We start from the raw sequence: 859 nt of genomic DNA, 5'->3' as shown, positions 1-859 counted from the left end.
TCTCCCAGGCGGTCAGCTGGGCGCCCTGGTTGCGCGGCCGCGTCTCGTCGACATAGACATGGACCGGAATGCCGGCTTCTGTGGCCAGGTAGATCGGCGCGGTCGCCGTGCCGTAATCGACCGTCGCCAGCCAGCCGGCATTGCAATGGGTCAGGATGTTGACCGGCTCGCCCTTCTGCTTGCGCGCCGCGATCGCCTTGATGATGGTGAGACCGTTCTCGCCGATGGCGCGGTTGAGGCCGACATCTTCGTCGGCGATCTCACTGGCCCGCCGATAGGCGGCTGCAGCGCGTTGTTCGGTAGGCAAAGGCCGCAGGAAGCGCCGCATTTCGTCCAGCGCCCAGCGCAGATTGATCGCGGTCGGCCGCGTCTCGTGCAGGGTCTCCCACACGGCGTCGAGCGCTGCATCCGACGCATCGTCGGCCATCTGCATGGCGACGCCATAGGCAGCGGTGACGCCGATCAGCGGCGCGCCGCGCACCCACATGTCGCGGATGGCGGTGGCGATGCCGGCAACCGTGCCGATCCTCTCGATGCGGAAATCATGCGGCAGCCAGCGCTGGTCGATGATATCGACCGAACGGCCATCGTCGCTCAGCCAGATGGTGCGATAGTGGCGGTCGCCGACGTTCAAATGCTGCTCTCCTGTTCGATCAGCGCGGCCAGTTGGTTGACCTCGTCGATGCTGTGGATCTGGCGCCGGTTGACGGCGAGGTGGCGGCCGAATTTCAGCGCCTTTGCTTCACAACTGGCGCGCAGATCCTCGTCGGCAATGGTCTCGAAATCGGCATTGTGAGCGAGACCGAGGATGCGCCGGTGCACTTCGACGCCGGCAAAGCCTAGCAGATCGGTCCAGATC

The 859-nt window shown here is 65.3% G+C and carries 2 pseudogenes; both read right to left on the bottom strand.

The features are described 5' to 3' along the window. Positions 1-634 (bottom strand): annotated as a pseudogene (locus EN994_RS33500) (S-methyl-5-thioribose-1-phosphate isomerase); the annotation flags it as partial. After that, positions 631-859 (bottom strand): annotated as a pseudogene (locus EN994_RS33495) (S-methyl-5-thioribose kinase); the annotation flags it as partial. The pseudogenes EN994_RS33500 and EN994_RS33495, both read right to left, overlap by 4 nt.

It is taken from the genome of Mesorhizobium sp. M7A.F.Ca.CA.002.09.1.1, assembly GCF_003998555.1.
In the GTDB taxonomy this organism is placed as follows: Bacteria; Pseudomonadota; Alphaproteobacteria; order Rhizobiales; family Rhizobiaceae; genus Mesorhizobium; species Mesorhizobium ciceri.
The sequence above is the reverse complement of the archived record's forward strand: the minus strand, read 5'-3'. Positions and strand labels throughout refer to the sequence as shown.